At 61.7% G+C, this 24,709-nt stretch carries 25 protein-coding genes and 1 pseudogene; 18 read left to right on the plus strand and 8 right to left on the minus strand.

Annotated features, from left to right (window positions below):
- Positions 1-26 precede the first annotated feature (26 nt).
- From AC1DKH_RS22490 to AC1DKH_RS22500, 3 genes are all read right to left on the minus strand, one after another.
- Positions 27-1,379 (minus strand): UDP-glucose dehydrogenase family protein, encoded by a 1,353-nt coding sequence (locus AC1DKH_RS22490; RefSeq protein WP_477799348.1) that lies wholly within the window; start codon positions 1,377-1,379, stop codon positions 27-29.
- Positions 1,380-1,775: 396 nt separating this feature from the next.
- Positions 1,776-2,816 carry an AraC family transcriptional regulator gene (locus tag AC1DKH_RS22495; RefSeq protein ID WP_477799349.1) on the minus strand — a complete coding sequence of 347 codons (1,041 nt, stop codon included), beginning with the start codon at positions 2,814-2,816 and terminating at the stop codon, positions 1,776-1,778.
- Positions 2,817-2,976: 160 nt separating this feature from the next.
- The gene (locus tag AC1DKH_RS22500; RefSeq protein ID WP_477799350.1) at positions 2,977-3,915 is read right to left on the minus strand and encodes a LysR family transcriptional regulator; all 939 of its coding nucleotides are present in this window, start codon (positions 3,913-3,915) and stop codon (positions 2,977-2,979) included.
- A 97-nt stretch (positions 3,916-4,012) separates the two neighbouring features.
- On the opposite strand from AC1DKH_RS22500, the gene AC1DKH_RS22505 reads away from it, so the two are divergent.
- Complete coding sequence (locus tag AC1DKH_RS22505; RefSeq protein WP_477799351.1) at positions 4,013-4,978, plus strand: AraC family transcriptional regulator; 966 nt, start codon at positions 4,013-4,015, stop codon at positions 4,976-4,978.
- Here the strand turns inward: AC1DKH_RS22505 and AC1DKH_RS22510 are convergent.
- Positions 4,959-5,978: an alpha/beta hydrolase gene (locus AC1DKH_RS22510; RefSeq protein ID WP_477799352.1), complete on the minus strand. Its 1,020-nt coding sequence runs from the start codon at positions 5,976-5,978 to the stop codon at positions 4,959-4,961. The genes AC1DKH_RS22505 and AC1DKH_RS22510 overlap by 20 nt on opposite strands.
- 142 nt (positions 5,979-6,120) lie before the next feature.
- On the opposite strand from AC1DKH_RS22510, the gene AC1DKH_RS22515 reads away from it, so the two are divergent.
- Positions 6,121-7,017, plus strand: a complete 897-nt coding sequence (locus AC1DKH_RS22515) for a LysR family transcriptional regulator (RefSeq protein WP_477754192.1) — start codon at positions 6,121-6,123, stop codon at positions 7,015-7,017.
- Between the two features lie 163 nt (positions 7,018-7,180).
- Here AC1DKH_RS22515 and AC1DKH_RS22520 read toward each other — a convergent pair whose 3' ends face one another.
- The 3 genes from AC1DKH_RS22520 to gspG form a co-directional block, all read right to left on the minus strand.
- Positions 7,181-7,699 carry a hypothetical protein gene (locus AC1DKH_RS22520; protein ID WP_477799353.1) on the minus strand — a complete coding sequence of 173 codons (519 nt, stop codon included), beginning with the start codon at positions 7,697-7,699 and terminating at the stop codon, positions 7,181-7,183.
- Between the two features lie 155 nt (positions 7,700-7,854).
- On the minus strand, positions 7,855-9,042 hold the full coding sequence (locus AC1DKH_RS22525; protein WP_477754194.1) for a type II secretion system F family protein: 1,188 nt from the start codon (positions 9,040-9,042) through the stop codon (positions 7,855-7,857).
- 14 nt (positions 9,043-9,056) lie between these two features.
- Complete coding sequence (gene gspG / locus AC1DKH_RS22530; RefSeq protein ID WP_477754195.1) at positions 9,057-9,491, minus strand: type II secretion system major pseudopilin GspG; 435 nt, start codon at positions 9,489-9,491, stop codon at positions 9,057-9,059.
- Between the two features lie 195 nt (positions 9,492-9,686).
- Here gspG and AC1DKH_RS22535 point away from each other — a divergent pair, with 195 nt between their 5' ends.
- The 15 genes and pseudogenes from AC1DKH_RS22535 to AC1DKH_RS22605 all read left to right on the plus strand — a co-directional run bounded on the left by AC1DKH_RS22535 (position 9,687) and on the right by AC1DKH_RS22605 (position 21,610).
- Positions 9,687-10,295, plus strand: coding sequence for a lytic transglycosylase domain-containing protein (locus tag AC1DKH_RS22535; protein WP_477754196.1), 609 nt, complete (start codon positions 9,687-9,689; stop codon positions 10,293-10,295).
- A gap of 345 nt (positions 10,296-10,640) precedes the next feature.
- Positions 10,641-10,919, plus strand: a pseudogene (locus tag AC1DKH_RS22540) (hypothetical protein); the annotation flags it as partial.
- Positions 10,920-10,961: 42 nt separating this feature from the next.
- Entirely contained in the window at positions 10,962-11,618 is a 657-nt protein-coding gene (locus tag AC1DKH_RS22545) for an SCO family protein (protein ID WP_477764881.1), read from the plus strand.
- The gene (locus AC1DKH_RS22550) at positions 11,615-12,022 is read left to right on the plus strand and encodes an SCO family protein (RefSeq protein WP_477799354.1); all 408 of its coding nucleotides are present in this window, start codon (positions 11,615-11,617) and stop codon (positions 12,020-12,022) included. Before AC1DKH_RS22545 ends, AC1DKH_RS22550 begins: the two co-directional genes overlap by 4 nt.
- A gap of 9 nt (positions 12,023-12,031) precedes the next feature.
- Positions 12,032-13,318 carry an ABC transporter substrate-binding protein gene (locus AC1DKH_RS22555; RefSeq protein ID WP_477788091.1) on the plus strand — a complete coding sequence of 429 codons (1,287 nt, stop codon included), beginning with the start codon at positions 12,032-12,034 and terminating at the stop codon, positions 13,316-13,318.
- Positions 13,319-13,709: 391 nt separating this feature from the next.
- Positions 13,710-14,243, plus strand: a complete 534-nt coding sequence (locus AC1DKH_RS22560; protein WP_477754201.1) for a response regulator — start codon at positions 13,710-13,712, stop codon at positions 14,241-14,243.
- An 84-nt stretch (positions 14,244-14,327) separates the two neighbouring features.
- A complete protein-coding gene (locus tag AC1DKH_RS22565) occupies positions 14,328-16,034 on the plus strand; it encodes a GspE/PulE family protein (protein ID WP_477764876.1) in 1,707 nt (568 codons plus the stop codon).
- Positions 16,015-16,818, plus strand: a complete 804-nt coding sequence (locus tag AC1DKH_RS22570; RefSeq protein ID WP_477799355.1) for a hypothetical protein — start codon at positions 16,015-16,017, stop codon at positions 16,816-16,818. The genes AC1DKH_RS22565 and AC1DKH_RS22570 overlap by 20 nt, the downstream gene beginning before the upstream one ends.
- A gap of 1 nt (position 16,819) precedes the next feature.
- The gene (locus AC1DKH_RS22575; RefSeq protein WP_477760737.1) at positions 16,820-17,365 is read left to right on the plus strand and encodes a PilN domain-containing protein; all 546 of its coding nucleotides are present in this window, start codon (positions 16,820-16,822) and stop codon (positions 17,363-17,365) included.
- The gene (locus tag AC1DKH_RS22580; RefSeq protein WP_477754205.1) at positions 17,352-17,900 is read left to right on the plus strand and encodes a pilus assembly protein PilO; all 549 of its coding nucleotides are present in this window, start codon (positions 17,352-17,354) and stop codon (positions 17,898-17,900) included. Before AC1DKH_RS22575 ends, AC1DKH_RS22580 begins: the two co-directional genes overlap by 14 nt.
- Complete coding sequence (locus AC1DKH_RS22585; protein ID WP_477799356.1) at positions 17,900-18,418, plus strand: hypothetical protein; 519 nt, start codon at positions 17,900-17,902, stop codon at positions 18,416-18,418. Before AC1DKH_RS22580 ends, AC1DKH_RS22585 begins: the two co-directional genes overlap by 1 nt.
- The gene (locus AC1DKH_RS22590; protein WP_477754207.1) at positions 18,415-20,241 is read left to right on the plus strand and encodes a secretin N-terminal domain-containing protein; all 1,827 of its coding nucleotides are present in this window, start codon (positions 18,415-18,417) and stop codon (positions 20,239-20,241) included. Before AC1DKH_RS22585 ends, AC1DKH_RS22590 begins: the two co-directional genes overlap by 4 nt.
- Positions 20,242-20,243: 2 nt before the next feature.
- Positions 20,244-20,717: a type II secretion system protein gene (locus tag AC1DKH_RS22595; RefSeq protein ID WP_477754208.1), complete on the plus strand. Its 474-nt coding sequence runs from the start codon at positions 20,244-20,246 to the stop codon at positions 20,715-20,717.
- A gap of 4 nt (positions 20,718-20,721) precedes the next feature.
- Positions 20,722-21,096 carry a type II secretion system protein gene (locus AC1DKH_RS22600; RefSeq protein ID WP_477754209.1) on the plus strand — a complete coding sequence of 125 codons (375 nt, stop codon included), beginning with the start codon at positions 20,722-20,724 and terminating at the stop codon, positions 21,094-21,096.
- On the plus strand, positions 21,071-21,610 hold the full coding sequence (locus AC1DKH_RS22605; RefSeq protein ID WP_477799357.1) for a type II secretion system protein: 540 nt from the start codon (positions 21,071-21,073) through the stop codon (positions 21,608-21,610). Before AC1DKH_RS22600 ends, AC1DKH_RS22605 begins: the two co-directional genes overlap by 26 nt.
- An 875-nt stretch (positions 21,611-22,485) precedes the next feature.
- Here the strand turns inward: AC1DKH_RS22605 and ppnN are convergent.
- Complete coding sequence (ppnN, locus tag AC1DKH_RS22610; protein WP_477799358.1) at positions 22,486-23,859, minus strand: nucleotide 5'-monophosphate nucleosidase PpnN; 1,374 nt, start codon at positions 23,857-23,859, stop codon at positions 22,486-22,488.
- A 242-nt stretch (positions 23,860-24,101) separates the two neighbouring features.
- Here ppnN and AC1DKH_RS22615 point away from each other — a divergent pair, with 242 nt between their 5' ends.
- On the plus strand, positions 24,102-24,629 hold the full coding sequence (locus AC1DKH_RS22615; RefSeq protein WP_477764867.1) for a DUF3087 domain-containing protein: 528 nt from the start codon (positions 24,102-24,104) through the stop codon (positions 24,627-24,629).
- Positions 24,630-24,709: the final 80 nt, after the last annotated feature.

The following is a 24,709-nucleotide window of genomic DNA, read 5'->3' on the forward strand; positions in this document are numbered from 1 at the left end:
ACCGGCCACTCCGGTGACGAGAGTCTTCATGGATGGACGGCCTCGGGCACGATGTGGCGCAAGCCAATGCCGCTGTAGTGCAGGCCGGCGGCCGCCACCTGTTCCGGGCTGTACAGGTTGCGCCCGTCCACGATCACCCGTTCACGCAGTTTGCTCGCCAGCATGTCGAAGTCGACCACGCGGAAGTTTTTCCACTCGGTGCAGATCACCAGGGCATCGGCGTCTTCGAGTGTGTCATCGCGGGTGGCGCACAGATGCAGGTCGTTGCGGTAGCCGTAAAGGCGCCGGCATTCGGACATGGCTTCCGGGTCGTAGGCCTGCACGCTCGCGCCTTCGGCCCAGAGTGCTTCCATCAGGTAGCGGCTGGGTGCTTCGCGCATGTCATCGGTGTTGGGTTTGAACGCCAGGCCCCACACGGCGATGGATTTGCCGGCCAAGCCACCGGGAAATTGCGCCTTGAGTTTGCTGAACAGAATATGCCGCTGGTGGTCGTTGACGTCGGTCACGCTACGCAGCAACTTGAGGGGCATTCCGGCGTGTTCGGCGGTGTGCAGCAGGGCGCGCAGGTCCTTGGGAAAGCATGAACCGCCGAAGCCGCAACCGGGGTATATGAAGTGGTAACCGATGCGCGGGTCCGAGCCGATGCCTTTGCGCACGGCTTCGATATCTGCTCCCAGCAACTCGGTGAGGTTGGCCAGTTCGTTCATGAAGCTGATGCGCGTGGCCAGCATCGCGTTCGCCGCGTACTTGGTCAGCTCGGCGCTGCGGTTGTCCATGAACATCAATTTGTCGTGGTTGCGGCAGAACGGCGCGTAGAGCTCGCTCATCTGGCCGCGGGCTTCATCGTCTGCGGTGCCGACGATGATCCGGTCCGGGCGCATGCAATCGGCCAGGGCACTGCCTTCCTTGAGGAACTCCGGGTTGGACACCACCCGTACCTTCAGCGAACCTTTGCCGCGACGCTGCAACTCTTCGACGGCAGTGGCGCTGACCTGATCCGCCGTGCCGACCGGCACCGTGGACTTGATGATCAGGGTGCGGTCGGTCTCCATGAAACTGGCGATCTGCCGGGCCACGTTCAGCACATGGCTGAGGTCGGCTGAACCGTCTTCGTCGGCGGGCGTACCGACGGCGATGAAAATCAGCTCGGCGTGCTCCACCGCATCGCTGGCCTGGGTGGTGAAGAACAGACGACCGGCCTTGATGTTTTCTTCAAGGGTGCCGGACAGCCCCGGCTCACTGATCGGTGGCACGGCCTGTTGCAGTTGCCGGATCTTGTTCGGATCGATGTCGACACACAGAACGCGGTGTCCGACATCGGCCAGTGCCGCTGCTTGTATCAGGCCAACATAGCCCGTACCAAATACGCTCACGTCCATATTAGCGTGCCTCGTAAGACGGTGGAGAGTTGCAAAACAAGACGGTCAAAAGGGGTATAGACCAGCCTCGGCAAACCGTGTCAGCAAACCGGTATGTAAAAGGGGCAAGACACCCCCAAATGTGGGGGCGATTGCCATCAAAGTCGCACCACTGTTGGGTTTCCCGCCGATTTTGGCTGTTTGGTGAAAATCTCGAGAAAGCGACAGGCGGTCGTAGGCCTTGAAATACAAGGGTTGTAGCTGCTAAGTGTGTCAGGTTTGAGTCGCGGGCTTGATGACAATTTTTAACAGAGTCCGGCAGTTATCACGCACGGCTGGCTCAATGCCAGCGTTAAAAAAATGTCCAACAATCTATTGCTCAAGTGCCTGTCGAGTCATAGCAAATTGCGTGGTTTTTCATTGACCTTGCCGGCTTCGCCAGGCACCCGGCGCGCACCCCAGCCAGCGCAGGCATGCACGGTTGAAACTTTGCACATCGCTGTAGCCCAGACGGTCGGAAATCTCCACCAGTTCCAGGTCGGTCCCCTGCAGAAAGTCTTCGGTGCGGTAGCGGCGGTATTCGTCGAGCAACTCTGAAAAACTCCAGCCCAACGCCTTCAAGCGTCGGGCGGCGGTGCGCTCGAGCAAATGCTGGGTGGTGCAGAATTGCTGCCAGCTGGCCTCGGCGAGGTCGACGATCAAATGGTCGCAGACTTGCTCCAGCAAGGTCGGTTCGCTGTTGCGTCGGGTCTGCTCCAGCAGCTCGACCAGCGTGTGTTCCAGTTCATGATTGCCCGGCGTCAACGGGATCACGAACAGCTGTGGATCGAGGCGGATCGAGTGCTGCGCCTGCCCCCATTGCACCGGTGCGCGAAAAGCTTGTTCATGTTCCTGCGGGTTGGCCGTGCAGGCACCGGCCAGCCCGACGCCCAGAACCGGATCACGCTCTAGGCCGCTGGCGAGGAATTTGCGCCGCAACATGCTGCACAGGCTGATGAGGATGTAATCGGCGGTTGACGCGCTGGTTTTCACGCTGCCGCGGTCGAGCAGGTGCAATTCGACGCTGTCGTCGCCGCGCACGATCCGGGCCTGGAAGTGCCCGTTGAAAAACGGAAAGAAACGCACGAAATACTGGCAGGCGCTGTCCAGTGAGTCGGCCACGTCGAACAGGTACGTCAGGCCGTTGGTGGCGGTGGAAACGAATCGCCGACCGGCCGCCAGGCCGATCCGCGGGTCGCCGGTCTGTTCCAGGGCAAACGCCCAGAAGCGCCGAGACATGAACAGAGGAATGCGCATGAATGGCGTGCGCAACTCGAACAGGCTGCGTCGCAACAGGCCTTCGATGCGTTCCCGGTCCACACCGCGGGCCAGCAACTCTTCGATGGCCGGCAACAGGGTCGGCGCGTAGAACGCATTGGGTATTGATTGGTCGTGCAGTGGCTGATCGCTTTTTGTCATGTAGGGCTCACAGCTTGTTGCGGAACACTGGTCAGGCTGGCCGACGTTAAGCGATTTGCCGGAGCAAGACCATGCTTGATTTACGCCAGCTCGATTTGAACGTGTTGCTCGCCTTCGATGCGATTTACCAGCAGCGCAGGGTCACTCGTGCCGCCGGGATTTATGCAACTTCTTGAGGGGCCTGGTTCGACGCCAGCAAGCGCCGGTCGACCGTCAACACCGCATCGACCATCGCCAGCGCGGCCGGTGTCAGGGAGTGGCCGGCGCGGCTGACGATGCCGTAGTGCAATTGCAGGCCGGGATCCTCCTTGGGTACATCGGCAAACTCCAGCAGGCGGACCAGGTCCTGGTCGACCAGTTCGGCCAAGGCCTCCACGGTGGCGATGCCCACCGCGTCGGAGCGCATCACCACGCGGCGGATGGCGTCGAACTGCGCGCATTCCACGCTCGGATTGAAGTCCGCCTCGCCCTGCACGTCGGCGAGGATCTTGCGGATCGTCGGCGGTATTCGCGTGCCGACCACCGCGTAGTCGAGCAGGGCGCGCAGGGACAGATTCTGCTGCTGCGCCAGGGGATGACCGACACGGCAAAAGAACCACCCGCGCCGGGGGCGCAACAGCTGTACCTGGTATTGCGGGTCGCCGGTGAAGTACCGCGCGTCGGCTACGAGGAATTCGATCTGCTGTTCACGAAGCCAGACCGCCAGTTGTTCCCAGTCGCCCTGGTGGAAACTGATGCGGATCGCCGGATGGGCCTGAATGAACTCCGCCAGCGCTTCGGGCACCAGCACCTGGGCCGGATACGGGCCGCAGCCGAAGCGCAGCTCGCCACCAGTCAGGCCGTTGTATTGCGTCAGTTCGTTGTGCAGGGCCTGGCTGCCAGCGAGCAGGCGCCGGGCATGTTGCAGCACCAGTTCGCCTTGACCGGTCAGGCGGAATTCGCGGCTGCTGCGTTCCACCAGCGCGCAGTCGAGGTCGCGCTCCAGGGTCTGGATGCTGCGACTGAAGGCCGGTTGGCTGAGATTGATCGCCTCGGCGGCACGCCCGAAGTTGCGGTAATCGGCCAGGGCCGCAAGGTGGCGGAGCTGTCGTAGGTCCATCATGCGTCTCCTGCATTCAGTGGATACTTTTAATGCATTGGATCGATAGCACAGAGGCTGGCATAAGTACACGCCTGTCCTTTCGCCGTAACCTGCCATGACCAGCCAACCGTTCATTTCCAGCGCCTTCACCCGCACCATTCTCAGCCATGCCCGGCAGTCCGGCCTGTGCCAGGACCAACTGCTGCAACGGGCCGGCATCTGCCTGTCGTTGCTCGAAGGTCAGGACCTGCATGTGCCTGCGCACCTGGTCGAACGCCTGTGGAGTGAATGCGAGCGTGCGGGCGCGGGCGCATCGTTTGGCTGCGAACTGGTCAACGGCATGGCGACCACCGCACTGCGAGGTCTGAACATTCTGCTGGACTCCGCAGCGACCCTGCGTGCGAGCCTGACATGCTTCACCGATTTCCTGCCACGGGTGACCAACTACGTAGTGGCGGAACTGGAGGAGGGTGACGGGCAGGCCCGCCTGCACTTGCGCGGTGCCGGTCAACAGCCGCATTTTTTCGGCCTCGATGCGGCGACCCTGACGTTGGTGCGCAACATCGCCCGACGCCTGGGACGAGCGCCGGCGCAGGTGTTTGTGGCCGTTCGCCTGACGCCGCAACAGGCTGCCGGGCAGTGGTTGCGTAGCGCTGGTATCGAGGTACTGGAGGGGTCACATCCGTGTTTGAGCCTGCCAGCGGCCAGTCTCGATGAGCCGTTGCTGGGGGCCAATGGGTTTTTGCATCAGAGCATGTTGCGGCACTGGCAGACTGCTGCTGCGCAACATACCCGCAGTGACAGTCTGGAGTTGGCGCGGCACTGGTTGACGGCAGGTGATCAGCCGATTGAGCGGATTGCCGAGCGGTTGGGGTATCGGCAGCCGAGTAATTTCATTCGGGCGTTTCGTAAGCAGTTCGGGATTACGCCCAAGCAGTTTCGCCTCTGTGATGTATCGGGTCGGCCGGTAGGTCGCCTTCGTCGGAACGCCGCCCGGAGCAGGCTCGCTCCTACAGAAAAGCCCCTCACCACACCGCAAGTGTGTGGCAATGGGCAATGTCTCAGTTCAAGTGAACCTTGAGCTCCAGCGCAGCCTGGCGCACCGCTGCTTTCACTTCGGGAATCTGGCTCAGCGGATTGAGCAGGCCGAAGTCGTGGATCATGCCGTTGTAGCGGACCGAGGTCACCGGCACACCGGCCGCATCGAGGTGGCGGGCATAACCTTCGCCTTCGTCACGCAGTACGTCGAATTCGGCGGTCTGCACCAGTGCGGCCGGCAGGCCTTTGAGCTGTTCGGTGCTGGCGTTGAGCGGTGAGGCATGAATCTGCGCACGTTCGCCAGCGTCGGTGGTGTAGTTGTCCCAGAACCACTTCATCATGTTTTGGGTGAGGAAATGGCCTTCGGCAAATTGCTGGTACGACGCGGTATCGAACTGTGCGTTGGTCACCGGCCACATCAGCAGTTGAAAACGCAGGGCCGGGGCTTTTTGCTCCTTGGCCATCAAGGCCACGACCGCCGCCATGTTGCCGCCGACGCTGTTGCCGGCCACTGCCAGGCGCTGACCATCGACGCCGATCTGTTTGCCATGCTCGGCCACCCAGCGCGTCGCGGCGTAGGCCTGGTTGATCGCGGTCGGGTAATGCGCTTGCGGCGACGGTGTGTAGTCGACGTACACCGCGACCGCGCCGGAACCCACCACCAGGTCACGAATCAGGCGCTGGTGAGTCGGGAAATCCCCCAGTACCCAACCGCCACCGTGGAAGAACATGAACACCGGCAATTCACCTTTGACCTTGGCTGGGCGCACCACTTTGAGGTGGAGTGTCTGCCCGTCGACCTTGATCGCTTTGTCGCTGATTTCGACACCGGACAGGTCAACCTTCACCGACGCCTGGGCACCGGTCAGCACCGCACGGGCGTCTTTCGGGCTCAGTTGTTCAAGCGGTTTGCCACCACCGGCGGCGAGGGCTGCGAGGAAGGCCTGGGTGTTGTGTTCGACACCCGGGCTGCCCGCAGCAAACGCGTTGCCGACGGCAAGGGCGAGCAGGGAGGCAGTCAGGGTTTTCTGGGCGAGGTTCATGGTCAATTCCTTTTTGATCGTGGGTGTACGCGGTTAGGTAGGAGCTGCAAGGGTGAATTCAACACCGTGAACACAGACTAATAGGGTGCCTGGAAGGGAAAAAGCGGCTATAAAGTGTTTGACTGTCAACCGGGAAGTGACAATGAACCCCTTCGAAGATATGCGTATTTTTTGCCAGGTGATGGACTCCGGCAGTTTCACGGCTGCCGCCGATCAACTGGGCCTGTCCAAGCAGTTTGTCAGCCGCCGCTTGATGCAACTCGAAGAGCGCCTGGGCGTGCGCTTGCTCAATCGCTCGACCCGGCGGCTGGACGTCACGCCGCTGGGGCAAAGCTATTACGAGTCAGCCTTGCGCCTGCTCAGCGAAGTCGAACAAGTGGAGCAGGGCATCGCCGGCCAGACCACCGAGCCACGGGGGACCATTCGTGCGAGTGCGCCGCTGTCGTTCGCACTGGCGCATCTGGGGTGCCTGTTGCCGGTGTTTTTGCAGCGCTATCGCGACGTGACGGTGGAGATGGATTTGAGTGATCGCCCTGTGGATTTGCTCGGTGAAGGTTACGACCTGGCATTGCGCATTGGCACACTGGAAGACTCGACGCTGATCGCCCGACGCATTGCCTCCATTGAACGGGTGTACTGCGCAAGCCCCGCGTACCTGGTCGAACGCGGCACGCCGCTCAAGCCTGAAGATTTGCACGGACACGACTGCCTGCCGTACGGCCATGGTCGTCAGGTGCAATGGCGTTTTGCGGGGCAGGGCAAGCCATTGAGCGTCAATGTCAGCGGGCGGATGCGGGTCAACAACGGTGAACTGCTCAAGGACGCAGCGATCGCCGGGCTGGGGATCACCTATTTGCCGACGTTCATTGTCGGTTCGGCGCTGAAGGATGGAAGGCTGGTGGAAGTGCTGGAGGATTTCAGGCCGCAGCCGCTGACGTTGTCGGCGGTCTATCCGCAACACCGGCAGAGTTCGCGGCCGGTGCAGGCGCTGGTCGAGTTCTTGCGCGAACGGCTGGATCGGCTTGAGGGTGGGTTGTAGAGCGGCTGGTTGTCTGAGCCACATTGGCCACTGTGGGGAACTTGTTCGCGATGACATTCGATCATTCAACATTTCTGTTGCCTGACACTCCGCTATCGTCGGAACGCCGCCCGGAGCAAGCTCACTCCCACAGGGTTTTGTGTTGTATGGATTTCAGGGGGAATCAGGTCCTTTTGTCATCGCCGGGCTCGGCATGGGCACCACGATCATCTCCAGGTTCGCCATTGGCATGGACGCCACGGTCATCGCCGGGTTCGCCATTGGCATGGACGCCACGGTCATCGCCGGGTTCGCCATTGGCATGGACGCCACGGTCATCCCCAGGTTCATCATGGGTGCCGCTGCGTCCTGAGGACGAGGCCGTTCCGGAGTGGCTCGAACCGCTGTTGGCACTGCCATGACCGCTGTTGCTGCCATGGTCGCCGCTATGGCCGCTGCCGCTGTTGCCACCACTGCCGCTTCCACCGTGACTGCCACCGCCGCCACTTCCTCCGCCGCCGCCACTACCACTACCGCCGCCGCCACTTCCTCCGCCGCCACCACTACCGCCGCCACCACCACCACTACCCCCATCCTTGGCCTGAGCACTGGATACCCCGGACAGGCTGTCCGGAATCAATACGGTAGACGCCGACAGAACCGCGCCAATAGCTACTGCCAGTAAAAGCTTATTGATGAGCATGTCGTTCTCCGTCTTCTTGTTCAGATTGGAACGTTGATGAACATTGCAACGTGCTGCATTTTTCCCATGGGAACTTGTTAAACACCTCGACGGACTGATTTATTCAATGGAAGGTTGAAAAGATGCAACGGGCAGCGCGGCCCTGTTCCATAAGGTCAGTGAATGCTCGAGGCCAATTCGAAAATCGGGATGTACATCAGGATCACGATCACCCCGATCAACAGACCGATGAAGGTCATGAGCAGAGGTTCGAACAGCCGTACGAACCATTCGATCCAGCGGCTGATTTCTTCGTCGTAGAAGTCGGCGCTGCGCTCCATCATCTGCCCGAGGTTGCCCGACTGTTCGCCGGCGCGCAGCAGGCGCAGGGATACCGGAGTCACCAGGTGATTGAGTTCCAGCGCGGTAGAAAGCGATTGCCCCTCGCGTACCCGGTCGCAGGCCTGGTCCAGGCGCGCGCGGGAGGCGACGCTGAGCAAGCCACGGACCATGCCCATGGCGGTGACCAAGGGAATGCCGCCTTGCAGCAGTATGCCTAGCGAACGGTAGAAACGCGCCAGCTCATACATGAAGATGCGCTGGTGCACCGCGGGGAGTTTTTCGATCAGGCGGTCCAGCCCCCGACGAAAGGCCGGTTGGCGCTGGAGCAGGGTGAGGGCGACGATGATGGCCAGCAAGCCACCGAAGAATTCGCCCTGGTGGGTGTGCAGGAACATGCCGCTGCTCATCAGGACCTGCGACATCCACGGCAGGTTCGACCCCAGCCCTTCGAATACCAGGCTGAAGCGCGGTACGACGTAGCCCATCAAAAACAACACCACGCCACCTCCCACCACCAGCAACAACATGGGGTAGATCGATGCGCTGACGATCTTCTGGCGAACCTCGTCCATGCGCTGGCGATAGCTGACATACCGGCCCAGGGCATCGCCCACGGCGCCGGTCTTCTCACTGGACTGCACCAGCGCCACATACAAAGGCGGGAAAACCGCCGATAGCTGCCCCAAGGCCTGGGAAAACGATTTGCCCTCGTACAGCAAGCGCACCAGCTCGCTCAGGGTCTTGCGGGCTTGTGGCGCGTTTTCTTTTTCCGCCAGGCTTTCCAGCGCATCGATCAACGGCAGGCCGGCGTTGAGCAATGTGGTCAGTTCCTGGCTGAACAATACCAGGTGGAAGGTCTCGCGCTTGTGCAGGCGCAAGGCTCGCCAATGTCGCTCGGCGTGCAGGCTGACGACTCGCAGGCCCTGGTCTTCGGCGATGCGCCTGGCTTCGCTGTGTCCCGGCGCCTCGACGGTCATTGAGACGACACCGGCCTTGCCGACGGCTTTGAGATGAAAGCGCATGGTCGCTTTTCCCGTCAGTTCCAGTTGGTGACTTCGGCGTTCTCGCCTTCGCCGCCGGGTTGCCCGTCCTTGCCCAGGGACAACAGGTCGTACTCGCTGTTTTCACCGGGATAGCGATAGTTGTAGTTGTGGCCCCAGGGGTCTTGCGGGAGTTTTTTCTGCAGGTACGGGCCGGTCCAGCGCGGTTCATCGGCGGGGGCAGTGACCAGCGCCTGCAAGCCCTGTTCGGTCGACGGGTAGTGGCCGACCTCCAGGCGGTAAAGGTCCAGGGCTTTGCTCAAGCCTTCTATTTGCGCCTTGGCCACTTTCACTTCGGAACGGCCCAGTTGGGCGAAGTACTTCGGCGCCACGATGCCGGCCAACAGCCCCAGTACCACCAGCACCACCAACAGTTCGAGCAGGGTGAACCCGCTTTGGGGGCGCCGGGCAAAACACGGTCGCTGATTCATGATGACCTCCCTCAGTTGACAGCAGAGTCGCTATACAGGCGCATGCAATTGCCATGCTCATGACTGGACATCCTTCTGCACCCCCTGTGCTACGGGCCTTTTCACTTACGGCACAGTGTTTGCGTATGGCTGTTTTACTACCGGCCACTGGGGCAATACCCCCATTTTTCGGGGCCGGGCAGGGGAGGCATGCCAATGAAAGCCATCACCGCAGGATTGCTCGGATTACTCGCGCTCGCTGGCGCCGCACAGGCCGATGTGTTCGTTTCCCTGGACGCCAAGGGCAACTATGTCCTGTCCAATGTCCACCGCCCCGGACGCCACTATGAACGGGTGATCCATGAGCCCGAAGCGACGGTCGTCAGCCTCGACCAGCAACCGCAGATGATCGCCGCGCAACCCTACGCCGAGCTGGTGTCGGCGGCGGCCACGGCCAATGAACTACCGGCGGCGCTGCTGCACGCAGTGATCAAGACCGAATCCAGCTACAACGCCCGCGCTACCTCACCCAAGGGCGCTCGCGGACTGATGCAGTTGATGCCCGCCATCGCCCGCGAAATGGGTGTGACCAACGCCTACGACCCCAAGGCCAACATCCAGGGTGGCGCCCGCTATCTCAAGCGCCTGATGACGATGTTCGACAACGATATCCGCCTCGCCGTGGCCGCCTACAACGCCGGCCCGCAAGCGGTGCTCAGCCGGGGCAACGTGGTCCCGCCGTTCGCCGAAACCCAGCGTTATGTGCCCAACGTGCTGAACCAGTATCGGCGTTTACAGGGGTTGTCCGCGGATGCGCCGCTGTGATCGAGACCCAGGGGGTGGTTTCCCCAATAGTGGGGAATGGCGGCCCCGGCGAGAAAATGGGGGGTCGGGTGGGGAATATCCCCCCGTTTATCCATTCGTGAATATATCCAGCTGATTAATAAGGTGATTTTTTATGGCATGCGGATTGCTGTGGACAACTTGTCGAGAGGTGTTCACTGATAACCCGCAATGAGGCCCGAGTTCATGATCGGCATATCTCACGCTCCGTCCCTGATTATTTGGCTGTTGTTGGTGACATCGATGCTCGGCATCGCGATTGCCAGCTAGCCCCCCCGTGGGAGCGAAGCTGCACGGGGCACGCAGATTCTGAAGGGGAGTTTTGATATGGACAGGACCACCACAATCGCTGGCAGCGCGGTGATTCTCGGGATGGCCTTGATCGGGTTCGGGGTATGGCGGACCGCGCCCCCGACTGCGCTCGACGAAATCACCTTGCCCGATACCTGGAGCGACCGGACGCTGGAACGTGACGGGATTGCGGTGGCCCTCGATGTAAAGCCCCTGGCCAAGGACGGCGTACTGCGTGAGGGCGGCATTGCCGACGTGCAATTTCGAGTGACGGACAAAACCTCCGGTCAACCCTTGTCTGGCGTCGCGCCGGGTGTTCGGGCCATTCCCGGCGATACCCACTGAGAGGAAGCTGACATGAACCGATTCGCGCATCGCGGCCTGCTGACGTTCGGTCTGTTGGCCTTCGGTATCGGCCAGGCGCTGGCTCACTCGGCGGACGAGCCCACCGGGCACGACATGGCGGCCAGAGAGGCCAGCCCGGAGACCGCCCGGATCAAGTTTGCCGACGTGACCCTGCTGGACCAGAACGGCAAGGTCGTCAGCCTGGAAAAAGACCTGGTGAGCAACAAGATCGTGGTCATGGGCTTCATCTACACCAGCTGCACTACGGTCTGCCCGGTGGTGTCCTCGATCATGGGCAAGGTGCAGAAACAGTTGGGCGCGCGGGTCGGCACCGAGGTACAGCTGGTGTCGATCAGCATCGACCCGCAGCGTGATGATCCCCAACGCCTGAACGACTACGCCCGCACCTTCCAGCAGGGGCCGGGCTGGAGCTGGCTGACCGGCTCGCCGCAGTCGGTCACTGCCACCCTCATGGGCCTGGGCGCTTACAGCGGTGACGTCGAGAACCACTCGCCGCTGATTCTGGTGGGGGACGGCAACAACCGTTTCTGGACCCGCTACTACGGTTTCACCGACCCGACGGAGCTGGCCCGGGCCGTCGAGAAACTCAGGGGTGAACGCAACGCCCACGCCAAGCACACCGCCATCGCCATGGAGCATCAGCCATGAGAGTCATCGACTGGTTCGCTCCGGGCGTCTGTTACGGCATTTTCAGTTCAATGGCATTTGCCCACGAAGGGCATGAACAGGCCGCGCCGACGGTGGCCGACGGCATCACCTTTATCTCCCTTACCAGTGATCCGCTGCGGGACACCCCGGCGGTACTCGAGGCTTACACCTTGAAACAGGGCGTCGATGACCCCCACTGGTTTTTTCTTACCGGCGACAAGGCGCAAATGGACCTTGTCTTGGGTCGCATCGGCCAGATCGTGCCGACCCCCGAGCAACACTCCACCCAGTCGATCGTCGGTGACGTGGCGAACAAGCTCTGGAGCAAAATCCGTCCCGATGCTCCGGCAGCCGCCATTGCCCAGCGCTTGCAGGTGCTGACAATGCCTGTGGCCGATAGCTGAGCCACGGCCATGAATACTGCCCTCGTCCTTGGCCTGCTACTCCTGAGCGGCATCACGCTCAGCGTCCAGGCGCTGCCGCTGAGCCTCAGCGAAAGTGCCGGCAAGCGCTTGTACGGCGAAGGTCTGTCTGCCAGCGGCGAACCGGTCATGGCCCGGGTCGGTGCATCGAACATGGTGCTGCCGGCCAAGCGCCTGGCCGAAGACCGCGATTCGGGCCTGACCCCCGACAGCCTGTACCTGGGCACGTTGTTGCCGGCCACCGGACCATTGAGCGAAGAGGGCGCCACGGTGGCATCGGTGCTCAACGGCTGCGTGGCGCGTATCAACGAGGCGGGCGGAATTCATGGCCGGCAGTTGCGCCTGACCATCCTCGACCCCGGCGCCGACCGCGCCAGTGCCGAAAAGGCGCTGGACCGGTTGATCGAAGAAGAGCAGGTGTTTGCCCTGATTGCACCGCTGGCGCCGGCATTGGACATGGACCTCGCCGTGCGTCTGGAAGAGGCCGGCATTCCCCTGATCGGGCCGCTGTCCTTGCAGGGCACGCCCCACCACACCAGCCGGCAGATATTCGAACCGCTGCCGGGGCTTCGCGAGCAATTGATCGCCCTGGCCGATTACGCCGGTGCCAGCCTGCGGGTGCTGCAGGGGCCGACGCTGATCGCCTATCCGGACGAATCCGGCCAACAGCTGGCGGCGCAGGAACTCAACCAGTACTTGCAGGGCCACGCCTGGCAAAAGGTGCGTCTGCAAGCCTACGACCCGACCAGGGATGATTTGCCCTTGGGCTCGCGCTCGGTGTTTTACCTGGGCAGCAGCAGCGGCTTCAGTCGACTGGCCGAGCGCTTGCAAACGGCGGGGCAGGTGCCTTACCTGTTCGCCACCTCGAACCAGGTGGCGGGCAATCTGATGCAGGTGCCCAGCGGATTTTCCCGGCGGGTGTTCCTGGCCTATCCGTTCGTGCCCAGCGACTGGACCCTGGCCGGGCGCCAGGCCTTGACCCAGTTGCGCGAACACCAGGGCCTCGGTGACCAACACGCGGTGCTGCAAGTGGGCGCGTTCAGTTCGATGATGCTGCTCAGCGAAGGCATGAAGCAGGCCGGGCGGGATGCCAGTCGCGAGAAGCTGATCAGTGCGCTGGAAGGCCTGCATGACTTCGATACCGGGCTGACACCACTGATGAGCTTTGGTCCTGGCCGGCGCCTGGGCTTGAGCGGTGCCCATATCGTAACGGTGGATCTGCCGAACCAGCGTTTCTATCTGGTCGCCCCCTATAAACCCGCTGCTGCCACGCCCTGACCGGAGGCCGATCATGAAACCCAACACTTTGCTGGTCCTGCTGCCGCTATGGGTGCCCGGTGCAGACGCTTCCACTGTCGTAGCCGCGCGGCTACGCTTAACCGTAATGAGGGCGTCGGCGCAATTGAGCCCGCGCAATCGAATCGAGCGGATTGACGATGAATAGGGGAGGGTCCCCAATAGTGGGGGAAAAAACGTCAATGCCAATCCGGTCGCTTTCCCCGTTTTTGGGGGATGGAATGGCTGTACGAGTAGGCATTGTTTTTAAATTCAAGGACATGAAGACCTGAAAATACCGGTACCCAGCCTGGCGTGAAGTGTGCATAAGCCCTGTCAAGGCGTGCACTCAGCCAGGTTCAAAACCCGGACCTGAGGTTTCAAGGAGTCCACCTTGTTAAACAAAGTACTGGTTGTTGATGACGAACAGTTGCTGGCGGAAAATCTCCAGGGTTACCTGCAGGCGCAAGCACTGGAAGTCCGGATTGCCCACGACGGTGCACGAGGAATCGCTGTAGCTGACGATTTCGCACCGGATGTGATGGTGTTCGATTACCGCTTGCCCGATATGGAAGGCTTTCAGGTGCTCGATGCCGTCCGCCAGAACAGGATGTGTCATTTTGTGCTGATCACAGGGCACCCCACCGCAGAAGTCTGCGAGCGGGCCCGGCAAATGGGAGTCAGCCATATCCTGTTCAAACCCTTTCCATTGGCGGAATTGGCCCGTGCAGTGTTTGATCTTCTAGGCAGGCGGCGCGAGCCCAAACCGGGTGTGAGCACTTCCGAAGGATTCGTCGAACGACGCCAGAGCAGGACCGAGAGTTTCCCGCTGCAGTTGTACGACGGTAGTTGGGTGCTTGCAGATCGCCGAAAAAGTACATCGGCCTCCATGGCACCAGACGACGAACAATTGCTCACCGGGGAGTAGTGGCGCGACAGGACGTTCCGGCCCCCGCCGAAATGGCTCGCCGCGCCGACAGGGCTCAAAGCCCGGGGCGTTGGAGAGCAAGCCATGGACCGTCTATCCCTTGCCGTAGAACCGGCGCAACCGGAATGTGTACCGACTCGCTTCACCAGTGAACAATTGGCCCAGGCCCGAGCCCTGGCCACCAGTTCCGGCGAGCGGATGCTGGACGCCCTCGCAGCGTTGAGTGAACTGGCTCCCATGCCCTTCATCCGGTGCCTGGGCGTCACTTTGCATTATCCGGTGCTCGACACCGACAGCCTGTTCAGTTCCACCCCGGTGTTCGACCGGGTGACCCTGGCCCAGTGCCTCAAGCGTGAATTCATCCTGCTGCGTCACGATGAGGCGGTCATCGGTGTGTTCGCCGACCCCTTCGACAGTGCGCGCCTGGCCTGGATCGATGAATGCCTGCACGGCGCGCCGCTGTACCTGGTGCATGCCGATGACCTGAAGGCCTACCTGGCGCGCCACGAAGAAAGCTTCCATGCGGTGGAGTCGCTCAACGCCCAGAGCGACGCCGGCGCCGAGATCGATAACCTGCAAAGCCTGTCCCTGACCAGCATCAGCGAAGATTCCAGCGTGGTGGTCAAACTGGTCAACTCGACCCTGTACGACGCGCTGAAAATGCACGCCAGCGACATCCACCTCGGCACCACCGGCAGCGGTCTGGTCATCAAGTACCGGATCGACGGCGTGCTCAACAACATCAGCAAGATCCAGGGCAGCGAGTTCGCCGAGCAGGTGATTTCCCGGGTCAAGGTCATGGCCGAACTGGACATCGGCGAAAAACGCGTGCCTCAGGATGGTCGCTTCAAGATCGGCATCAGTGGCCGGCAGATCGACTTCCGGGTGTCGATCATGCCGAGCATTTTCGGCGAAGACGCAGTGCTGCGGGTGCTCGACAAACAGGACCTCGCCGACAAGGTCTGTGGCGTGCAATTGCAAGCCCTGGGCTTTGAAGAAGAAACCCTGCGCCAGCTGCGCCGGCTGGCCGCCGAACCCTATGGCATGGTGCTGGTGACCGGGCCTACCGGTAGCGGCAAGACCACCACCCTGTACGCGATGATCACCGAGATCAACCACGGCGTGGACAAGATCATCACCATCGAAGACCCGGTGGAGTATCAACTGCCGGGCGTGCTGCAAATCCCCGTCAACGAGAAGAAAGGCCTGACGTTCGCCCGGGGCCTGCGCTCGATCCTGCGCCATGACCCGGACAAGATCATGGTCGGTGAAATCCGCGACCCGGACACCGCACAGATCGCTGTGCAATCGGCGCTCACCGGTCACCTGGTGTTCACCACCATTCACGCCAACAACGTGTTCGACGTGATCGGCCGTTTCACCCAGATGGAAATCGATCCCTACAGCCTCGTCTCGGCACTCAACGCCGTGCTGGCCCAGCGGTTGATCCGCCTGGTCTGCACCAGTTGCAGCAGCCCTTACAGCCCGACAGAAGAAGAGCTGGAGGTCTCGGGGCTTGATCCGCAAAAGGTCGCTCACTACCAGTTCGTCCACGGCAAGGGCTGCGGGCATTGCCGGGGCACCGGTTATCGCGGGCGTAGCGCGATTGCCGAGCTGCTGCACCTGGACGACGAACTGCGGCAAATGATCGTCGAGCGCCAACCCATTTCGAAAATCAAGGCGCATGCCTGCAAACGTGGCTTGCGCCTGTTGCGCGAGTCGGCGCTGGAGATGGTGGAACAAGGCCGGACCACTCTCGAGGAGATCAATCGTGTCACTTTTGTCTCGTGAGCAATTCGTTGCCGTGCTCGGCGCCAGCGGTGTTGGCCTGGGGCAACGGCAAGGCAGTGCTACCCGTTGGCTGGGCAGCGTCGGCTACATCGACGAAGGCTTCCAGGCCTGGACGGTGGCTCTCGACACTCTCGACCATTTGCTGGCCGATCACACCGTTGCCAGGGCGGAACTGACCGTGGTGATCTCCGGGCACTTCAGCCGCTATTGCCTGGTGCCCTGGAGCGAGCAGATCAGCAGCCCGGCTGAATTGCTCGGCTTCGCCCAACTGTGTTTCGAAGACCTCTACGGTGCCCCGACGCAACCCTGGAGCCTGGTGCTCTCGCCTGAGCCCGCCGGTTACGACCGCATCGCCACCGCGCTGCCCCAGGACTTGCTCGAACGCCTGCGCACCCTGGTCAGCGCGCGCGGATTGCGCCTGCGTTCGGTGCAGCCGTACCTGATGGCGGCGTTCAACCATTTCGATCAAAGCTTTGATGCCGGGGACTTCCTGTTCGTGGTCGCCGAACCGGTACGCAGCGTGTTGCTGCTGGCCCGGGAAGGGCGCTGGACCTCGGTGCGTTCGGTGGGCAGCAGCGACAGCGATGCCGCGCTGACTGCGCTGATCGGCCGTGAAAACCAGTTGCAGGCTTCCTCGAGCGAACGACCGTTGAATGTCTACCTGCATGCACCGGCGCGCATCGATTCGCCTCCCGACGTGCCCGGTGTGCATCTGCGCAACCTCGAAGAAGACCGGACAGCCGTACGCGATTGCCTGTACGTCATGTCTCGGGCGGTGGCCTGACATGCGCCCCCTGATGCTCGACTTTCAGCCGCGGCGCCGTGCAGGTCCCCTGGGCTGGAGCCTGCTGGCCGGTGGCGTGGTGCTGACCCTGACTTGCGCTCTGGTGCAACAGCATCTGAGCAACGAGGCCGAACAACAGCAAGGCCACCTGCAAACCACACAGCGGGTGCTCACCGGCGATACCGGCAGCAAGCTCAGCCTGACTCCGGCGCAAATCCGCGAGCAGGCGCAGAACCTGGCCGAAATGCGCAAGGTCTCCCAGCAGTTGCGCCGTCCCTGGGAACGTTTGTTCGCCACCCTCGAAGCCATGCCGCGGGACAACATTGCCCTGCTGACCCTGACCCCGGACGCCCGCAAAGGCCAGGTGCGGATCAGCGCCGAGGCGCTGGACCTGGACGCCATGCTCGATTTCCACCGCCGCCTCGAAGCCAGCGACGAGCTGTCCGACGTGTCGCTGCTGAGCCACGAAATTGTCGCCGACGTGCCGGAACACCCGGTGCAATTCAACCTGTCGGCTACCTGGGAGATCGGCGATGCAAATCCATAAATTGATCGTCCACGAATACCTGCAAGGCCTGGGCGTTCCAGGGCTGGCAGGGTTGGCCATGCTGGTGCTGGCGCTGAGCTATGGCCTGGTCGGGTTGCTGCCGGACTGGGAGTCGCTGCAAAGCCTCAGCCAGCAGACTCGCGAGGCTACCGAGTATCTGGCCAAGGTCGAAGACGGCACCGTAGCTGCGCCGGTGGTGCCGCAGCGCCAGCTCGACGATTTCCGCAGCAAGTTGCCGTCCCAGCCTCAGGCCACCGTGGCCATCGACAAGATCTACGCCCTGGCCGCCCAGGAACACATCACCTTGTCCCGGGGTGAATACTCCCTGGGCGTGGACCCCAAGACGCACCTGGCCCGTTATCAGATTCTGCTGCCGGTACGCGGCAGCTATCCGCAACTGCGGCGTTTCCTGCACGCCTTGCTCGGCCAACTGCCGGCGGTGGTGCTGGAGGATGTGGAGTTTCAGCGCAAGAAGATCGCCGATACCGACCTGACCGGGCGGATCCGCATGACCCTTTACCTGTCGAGGTCATGATGAATACCAGGCGAATGGTGGGGTGGGTGGCGTTCTTCGCTGCAGCGGCAGCGCTCGCCTGGTTCCCCGAATACTTCAAACAGGCTGACGACAGCGCCCCTGTGGTGGCCGCCGTGACCACGCCAGCCAAGGTCAAGGCCCCGGGCACATCGGCGGCAGCATCGAGCGCCGCGGCGGTAGCGCCGATCAAGGACCTGAGCCCGGCAGGCGACCTGTTCGCCGCCCGCAGCTGGAAAGCGGCGCCGGCCCCCGGCACCGTCACTGAACAATCGGTTGTCGCGACTCCGGTGGTGCAAGTCCCCACTGCACCGCCATTGCCCTTCCAGTTTGTCGGCAGGCTGGATGACCGTTCCGATTTGCAGGTGTTTTTGCAGAGCGGCGAAAAAATCTACGTCGTGCGCAAAGGGGATGTCATCGACGAAACCTGGCGGATCGAGCGGATTTCCAAAGAGGAACTGAGCCTGGTCTACCTGCCTCTGCATTTATCGCAGACCTTGTCTGTGGGGAGTACGGAATGAACAAATCCCGTTTGCTGATGAGCCTGTGTCTCTGTGCAGGGCTGGCCGCGTGCAGTTCGGCGCAGATTGCCAAGGATGAAGCTTCCGCCCTGATGGAATCCGGCCAATACGAAGCCGGTCTGGCTCGCATCGAACAGGGATTGCGTGAAAACCCTCGCGATACCGATCTGCACATGGCCCTCAACAACGGTCGGGCCCGCGCCGTGACGGCGCTGCTCACCCAGGCCGACATGGACCGGGCCCAGCGCAATTTCGCCGGGGCCCGCATGACTTACAGCCGGGTCTTGAACATCGAACCGAACAACCGTCGTGCCCAGGATTCCCTGCGCCAGCTGGACTACCTGCGCAGCATGGACGAGAAACTCGAACTGGCCCGTGGCGACCTGCGTCGCGGTGACATCTACGGTGCCGACCGCCAGGTCAAACAGATTCTCGAACTGGACCCGAAGAACGACGGCGCCCTGGAACTGCAAGACAGCATCCGCCTGGTGCAGAGCCGCAACGTAGTGCAGTACCCGCAGCTGCGTACGCGCCTGGACCGGCCGGTGACCCTGGAATTTCGCGATGCCAACCTGAAAACCATTTTCGAAGTGCTGTCCCAGGTCGCCGGCCTGAACTTCATCTTCGACAAGGACCTGCGCCCGGACATGAAAGCCACGATCTTCGTGCGTGACGTGCGTATCGAAGACGCCGTGGAACTGCTGCTGCAACAGAACCAGCTGCATCAGAAAGTGGTGAACGAAAACACCTTGCTGATCTACCCGGACTCGCCGCAGAAGATCAAGGATTACCAGGAGCTGGTGATGCGCACCTTCTACCTGACCAGCATCGATGCCAACACGGCGCTGAACATGATCAAGACCATGCTCAAGACCCGCGACGTGTTCGTCGATGAGCGCCTCAACACCTTGACCATGCGCGATACCGGTGATGCGGTACGCATGGCGGAAAAACTCCTGCAATCCCAGGACCAGTCCAACCCGGAAGTGGTGCTGGAAGTGGAAGTGATGGAAGTCGCCCGCCAACGCATTCTCGACCTTGGCCTGCAATGGCCCAATACCTTCGGTGTGGTCAACAGCGACGGGTCGGCGGTGACCATTCTCGATCAGCTCAAGGGCATCGACTCCAGCCGCATCACTATCTCGCCATCGCCGCAGGCCAAGATCAATGCCCAGGACAAGGACATCAACACCCTCGCCAGCCCGGTGATTCGGGTGAGTAACCGCGAACAGGCGCGCATCCACATCGGCCAGCGCGTGCCGATCATCAGTGCCACCTCGGTGCCTTCGACCCAGGGCCCGGTGATCACCGAAAGCGTGACCTACCTCGACGTCGGTCTCAAGCTCGAAGTGCAACCCATCGTGCACCTGAACAACGAAGTGGCGATCAAGATCGCGCTGGAAGTCAGTAACGCCACGCCGCTGACGCCGACCGCTCAGGGCACCATTCCGGTCCAGGTCGATACCCGCAACGCCCAGACCACCCTGCGTCTGCATGACGGCGAAACCCAGATCCTCGCAGGGCTCGTGCGCAACGACCACGGCGCCACCGGCAACAAGATTCCCGGCCTTGGCGACATTCCCGGCCTGGGTCGCCTGTTCGGCAGCAACAAGGACGACGTCAGCAAATCCGAACTGGTGCTGTCGATCACCCCGCGGATCGTGCGCAACCTGCCGTACCAGAGCCCGTCTGACATGGAGTTCCCGACCGGTACCGAAACCAGCATGCACATCCAGGCACCGGACCGTTCGATGAGTACGACGGTTCAGACCGGCCCCATGAGCGCACCGATCGCCACCACCGTTACCGTTGGGAAGCCTTGATCATGAACGCCTCGCAACGCGGTTTCAGCCTGGTCGAAGTCGTGGTGACGCTCGCTCTGGTCGGCCTGCTGGCCGGCATGGCCGCACCGCTGACCGAGACGGTGGTGCGCCGGGGCAAAGAGCAGGAACTGCGGACTGCGCTGTACGAGATCCGCGATGGCATCGACGCCTACAAACGCGCCTTCGACGCCGGCTACATCGAGAAGACGCTCGACAGCAACGGCTACCCGCCGAACCTGAAAGTGCTGGTCGATGGTGTGCGTGACGTGCGTAGCGCCAAGGGTGCCAAGTTCTACTTCCTGCGGCGCATCCCCCGTGACCCGCTGGCAACCGTCAAGCGTGACGACGGGGGCGGCTGGGGCCTGCGTTCCTATGACAGTTCGGCTGAAGACCCGCGGGAGGGCCAGGACGTCTTTGACGTTTACTCCAAGGTCCGGGGCAAGGGTCTCAATGGTATTGCCTACCGAGAGTGGTGAGCCTATGCGTCGGCAAAAGGGTTTTACCCTGATTGAACTGATGGTGGTTTTGGCAATCATCGCGACCCTGATGACGATCGCCTTGCCACGCTACTTCACCAGCCTGGAGGCCTCGAAAGAGACCACCCTGCACCAGAGTCTGTCGTCCATGCGCGAGGCGCTGGATCACTACTACGGGGACACCGGGCGTTATCCCGATTCCATCGAACAGCTGGTCGAACTGCGGTACCTGCGTAACCAGCCGCTGGACCCGATTTCCGAGCGCAAGGACACCTGGGTCATGGTCGCGCCACCGGATGGCGTGGCGGGCGGGGTGGCCGATATCAAGAGTGGAGCCAGTGGGAGGGCGCGTGATGGCAGCCTGTATTCCGAGTGGTAAGCCATCGGGCCAGGAGGGTTTCACCTATCTGGGTGTGCTGTTTCTGATTGTCGTGATAGGCATGGGCCTGGCCAGTGCCGGCGAGTTGTGGGCCACCGCTTCGCGCCGGGATCGCGAAAACCAGTTGCTCTGGGTCGGTACGCAGTATGCCCAGGCACTGCGCAGCTATTACCGCAGTTCGCCTGGTGTCGCCCTGTACCCGAAAGAACTCGCGGACCTGTTGCAGGACGAGCGTTTCCCGTCGGCCAGGCACCATATCCGGCAGTTGTACCCGGAGCCGATGACCGGTGGCGAATGGGAGCTGATACGCGGTATCGACGGACGGATCAGCGGTGTGTACTGCCCGTCCACCGAGAAGCCGCTCAAGCAGGTGAACTTTCCCAGCGAGTGGTCGGACTTCAACGGCATGGCCAGCTACAAGGACTGGCAGTTCGTGGCCGAGAAAGCCTCCCTCGAAGATACCGGCGGGCCGCCGAAAGCACTGTCCACCGAGCCTCAGGCGTTTCAGCCTTGAACCGCAGGAGCGGGTTTGACAGCCAACACATTTCCGTCAGATGTACTTGGTCTAATTGTGGGAGCGGGCTTGCTCGCGAAGGCGGCCTGCCAGCCGACACATTTCTTTCAGATGTGCCCAGCCCAACTGTAGGAGCGAGCCTGCTCGCGATGGCGGCCTGACAGCCGACCTGTCTTTTGTTGATTGAGTACATATCCGTTGCTGCGGTAACGGCCGCTTATGGTTCCGCTCTTACAGCGGGTCACTTTTGGCAAACGAACGCCCCAAAAGTAACCAAAAGGTCTCGCCCCTTACGTACGGCCCCTCGCTGAGGCTCGGGGTTCCTTCGCTCCGGCATTCATCCGGGGGCATTGCCCTCCGGTCGGCTTCGCTTCGACCTACATGCAATGAGTTCGACTGCGTCGAACGGCGCTGCGCGCCCATCCCCGGATAAACACCTCCACTCAGCCTCCCGAGGGGGCGGGTGGATCAAGATCAAGAGCTGCAGGCGAGCTAACGCTCAGCCTGATGAGTGGTGAGGAGCGTGGGTGTACGCCGAACTGCCTTTGCTTTTCTGTGGGAGCTGGCTTGCCCGCGAAGGCGGCCTGACAGCCGACCAAGCTCTTTCACATGTACCCGGCCCAACTGTGGGAGCGAGACTGCTCGCGATGGCGGCCTGATAGCCGACCAGAGTTTTACGGATGTCCCCGGTCCCTGTGGGAGCGAGCTTGCTCGCGATGACGGTCCGACAGCCGACGAATAGTCCTCTGGCTCACACCACCAATGTGGCGAGGGAGCTTGCTCCCTCGCCACAGGAATTTGTGTTTGTCAGGATGTGGTGATCCATTGTGGTGAGAGGGCAAGCTCCCCTCACCACAGCGTGTGGACCAGATTGGCTACGCCACCACGCGATAACACGGCACATACGCCGCCCCACCCGGCAGTTTCATGCGGTGCTGGGCGACGAAGGCTTTGAGCAGCAGGTCCAGCGGCTGCATGATCGCCGCGTCGCCACGGATCTGGTACGGCCCGTGCTCTTCGATCAGGCGGATGCCCTTGTCCTTGACGTTGCCGGCGACGATGCCGGAGAACGCGCGGCGCAGGTTGGCCGCCAGTTCGTGGGACGGCAGGTCGAGGCTCAGTTTCAGGTTGGCCATGTTTTCGTGGGTCGGGTCGAACGGGCGCTGGAAGCCTTCGTCGATTTTCAACAGCCAGTTGAAGTGAAACGCATCGTTGCGCTCGCGACGGAACTGCTTGACCGCCTTGAGGCCCTGGGTCATCTGGCGGGCCACTTCGGCCGGGTCATCGATGATGATCTGGTAGAGCCGCTTGGCGGCGTCGCCCAGGGTCGCACCGACGAAGGCGTCCAGTTGTTCCAGGTACGGCGCGGCATGTTTCGGCCCGGTGAGGATCACCGGGAGGGGCAGGCCTTCATTGCCCGGGTGCATCAGGATGCCGAGCAGGTACAGGAACTCCTCGGCCGTCCCGGCGCCGCCCGGGAAGATGATGATGCCGTGGCCGACGCGGACGAAGGCTTCCAGGCGTTTTTCGATGTCCGGCAGGATCACCAGTTCGTTGACGATCGGGTTCGGCGCTTCGGCGGCGATGATTCCGGGTTCGGTCAGGCCCAGGTAGCGGCCGCCGTGGATGCGTTGCTTGGCGTGGGCGATGGTCGCGCCTTTCATCGGGCCTTTCATCACGCCGGGGCCGCAACCGGTGCAGATGTCCAGGCTGCGCAGGCCCAGTTCATGGCCGACTTTCTTGGTGTATTTGTATTCTTCGGTGTTGATCGAGTGCCCGCCCCAGCACACCACGATCTTCGGCTCGACGCCGGGACGCAGGGTGCGGGCGTTGCGCAGCAGGTGGAAGACGTAGTCGCTGATGCCCTGGGAGCTGCTCAGGTCGATGCGTTGGCTGTCGAGTTCGTTTTCGGTGTAGACGATGTCACGCAGGGCGCTGAACAGCATTTCGCGGGTGCTGGCGATCATTTCGCCGTCAACGAAGGCGTCGGCCGGAGCGTTCAGCAGTTCCAAGCGTACGCCGCGGTCCTGCTGGTGAATGCGGATCTCAAAATCTTTATAGGCTTCAAGAATGGTCTTGGCGTTGTCGACATGGGCGCCAGTGTTGAGGATGGCCAGGGCGCACTGGCGGAAGAGGGTGTAGGTGCTGCCGGAACCGGCTTCGCTCAATTGCTGGACTTCCCGTTGCGAGAGCGTTTCCAGGCTGCCTTTGGGGCTGACGGAGGCGTTGATAACTTGGCGTTGGGTCATTCAATGATCCTTAAAACGATGTCATTCACACAGCAACCACGAATGACATCCGAATAATGTGTATTCATGAAAGAAGATGGCACGAACTGCGTGGTCTCGCCACGTCCCTCGCTTGACGATGAAAAGATGAAAAGATGAAAAGGACCCCCAGCATAGCTAAATCCCTCGCAGAGGTGATAATGGCCCGCTGTCTTTTTGTCCCGGACCCCTTTTTACCATTGAAGCTCAGGAAACCCGACGCAATGTTCGAAATCCAGCCGATGAACGCCGACACCTACCGGCAACAGACGCGGCGCAGCACGGTCATCATTGCCCTGATCTTTCTGGCGCTGGCGATGATTCTGTCCACGGCGGCGGTGGCTCTGTTCGGCGAGGCTGGGGGCGATAATCTGCGCTTCAATGTCGGTGGCGTGTTTGTTGCGGTGCTGGCGATGGCGGCGCTGATGCGCAAAGTGTTCTGGCGCCAGGAATGGATGGCGCCGGCGGTCTATAGTTGGCAACTCAAGCGCAGCCTGATGAGCATCACCAATGTCATGCATCATGTAACGGCGGCCGTGGAACAGGGTGATCCGGTTGCCATGAAGCTGTTGCGTTTCTACCATTTGGGGTTGAACCAGATGCATCAGCTCGATGGCAACTCCAGCGACCACGGCCAGTTGATCCGCGAAATGGATCAGCACAAGGAACGGATGCAAGCGCTGGGCATCGATACCGGGCAGACGCGCCTGGATCCGGCGTGGCTGGAGGCGGTAAAGCAGGCGGCGCGCTAACATCATTGCGAGCCTGTAGCAGGCATAGTGAGCAAAAGCGGCGATCAGGAAGACTCGCCCTGTCACAGACAATCAGGGAG

The organism is Pseudomonas sp. 05L36, from assembly GCF_056398125.1.

Excerpts from the sequence above, each read along its gene's own strand:
- AC1DKH_RS22490 (WP_477799348.1), bottom strand. The coding sequence starts at position 1,379 with ATGGACGTGAGCGTATTTGGTACGGGCTATGTTGGCCTGATACAAGCA.
- AC1DKH_RS22495 (WP_477799349.1), bottom strand. The coding sequence starts at position 2,816 with ATGACAAAAAGCGATCAGCCACTGCACGACCAATCAATACCCAATGCG.
- AC1DKH_RS22500 (WP_477799350.1), bottom strand. The coding sequence starts at position 3,915 with ATGGACCTACGACAGCTCCGCCACCTTGCGGCCCTGGCCGATTACCGC.
- AC1DKH_RS22505 (WP_477799351.1), top strand. The coding sequence starts at position 4,013 with ATGACCAGCCAACCGTTCATTTCCAGCGCCTTCACCCGCACCATTCTC.
- AC1DKH_RS22510 (WP_477799352.1), bottom strand. The coding sequence starts at position 5,978 with ATGAACCTCGCCCAGAAAACCCTGACTGCCTCCCTGCTCGCCCTTGCC.
- AC1DKH_RS22515 (WP_477754192.1), top strand. The coding sequence starts at position 6,121 with ATGAACCCCTTCGAAGATATGCGTATTTTTTGCCAGGTGATGGACTCC.
- AC1DKH_RS22520 (WP_477799353.1), bottom strand. The coding sequence starts at position 7,699 with ATGCTCATCAATAAGCTTTTACTGGCAGTAGCTATTGGCGCGGTTCTG.
- AC1DKH_RS22525 (WP_477754194.1), bottom strand. The coding sequence starts at position 9,042 with ATGCGCTTTCATCTCAAAGCCGTCGGCAAGGCCGGTGTCGTCTCAATG.
- gspG (WP_477754195.1), bottom strand. The coding sequence starts at position 9,491 with ATGAATCAGCGACCGTGTTTTGCCCGGCGCCCCCAAAGCGGGTTCACC.
- AC1DKH_RS22535 (WP_477754196.1), top strand. The coding sequence starts at position 9,687 with ATGAAAGCCATCACCGCAGGATTGCTCGGATTACTCGCGCTCGCTGGC.
- AC1DKH_RS22545 (WP_477764881.1), top strand. The coding sequence starts at position 10,962 with ATGAACCGATTCGCGCATCGCGGCCTGCTGACGTTCGGTCTGTTGGCC.
- AC1DKH_RS22550 (WP_477799354.1), top strand. The coding sequence starts at position 11,615 with ATGAGAGTCATCGACTGGTTCGCTCCGGGCGTCTGTTACGGCATTTTC.
- AC1DKH_RS22555 (WP_477788091.1), top strand. The coding sequence starts at position 12,032 with ATGAATACTGCCCTCGTCCTTGGCCTGCTACTCCTGAGCGGCATCACG.
- AC1DKH_RS22565 (WP_477764876.1), top strand. The coding sequence starts at position 14,328 with ATGGACCGTCTATCCCTTGCCGTAGAACCGGCGCAACCGGAATGTGTA.
- AC1DKH_RS22575 (WP_477760737.1), top strand. The coding sequence starts at position 16,820 with ATGCGCCCCCTGATGCTCGACTTTCAGCCGCGGCGCCGTGCAGGTCCC.
- AC1DKH_RS22580 (WP_477754205.1), top strand. The coding sequence starts at position 17,352 with ATGCAAATCCATAAATTGATCGTCCACGAATACCTGCAAGGCCTGGGC.
- AC1DKH_RS22585 (WP_477799356.1), top strand. The coding sequence starts at position 17,900 with ATGAATACCAGGCGAATGGTGGGGTGGGTGGCGTTCTTCGCTGCAGCG.
- AC1DKH_RS22590 (WP_477754207.1), top strand. The coding sequence starts at position 18,415 with ATGAACAAATCCCGTTTGCTGATGAGCCTGTGTCTCTGTGCAGGGCTG.
- AC1DKH_RS22595 (WP_477754208.1), top strand. The coding sequence starts at position 20,244 with ATGAACGCCTCGCAACGCGGTTTCAGCCTGGTCGAAGTCGTGGTGACG.
- AC1DKH_RS22600 (WP_477754209.1), top strand. The coding sequence starts at position 20,722 with ATGCGTCGGCAAAAGGGTTTTACCCTGATTGAACTGATGGTGGTTTTG.
- AC1DKH_RS22605 (WP_477799357.1), top strand. The coding sequence starts at position 21,071 with ATGGCAGCCTGTATTCCGAGTGGTAAGCCATCGGGCCAGGAGGGTTTC.
- ppnN (WP_477799358.1), bottom strand. The coding sequence starts at position 23,859 with ATGACCCAACGCCAAGTTATCAACGCCTCCGTCAGCCCCAAAGGCAGC.
- AC1DKH_RS22615 (WP_477764867.1), top strand. The coding sequence starts at position 24,102 with ATGTTCGAAATCCAGCCGATGAACGCCGACACCTACCGGCAACAGACG.